This is a genomic window from Rheinheimera hassiensis, from assembly GCF_022436675.1.
In the GTDB taxonomy this organism is placed as follows: domain Bacteria; phylum Pseudomonadota; class Gammaproteobacteria; order Enterobacterales; family Alteromonadaceae; genus Alishewanella; species Alishewanella hassiensis.
In genome coordinates this window covers 1-274 of the sequence record NZ_JAKUJZ010000044.1, presented here as the reverse complement: position 1 = coordinate 274, position 274 = coordinate 1, and the positions used below count along the sequence as shown (strand labels likewise).

General features: G+C 31.8%; 1 protein-coding gene. It reads left to right on the top strand.

Features of this window, described 5'->3' with window-relative positions; translation table 11 throughout:
- Window positions 1-274: phage portal protein (locus tag MJX74_RS21575; protein ID WP_240225077.1), on the top strand; the 274-nt coding region annotated here is incomplete at both ends.

Here is a 274-nt window from a genome sequence, read left to right as displayed (position 1 = left end):
ACACTGAGAGCAAAGAAATGGGACCAGATAATAAGCTTGTGGTTAATTTACCTAAGTATATTGTTGATACCTATAATGGTTATTTTTTAGGAATTCCACCTAAAATTTTACTAGAAAAAGGTAATGACAACGATAGACTACAAACGTGGCTTAGTCATGTATCATTCTTTGATAAATTAAATGAAATTTCAAAACAAGCTGATATTTATGGCCGTTCAATTGGCTTTATTTATCAGAATGAGAATGCCGAAACGGGATTTACTTATGTTAGTCC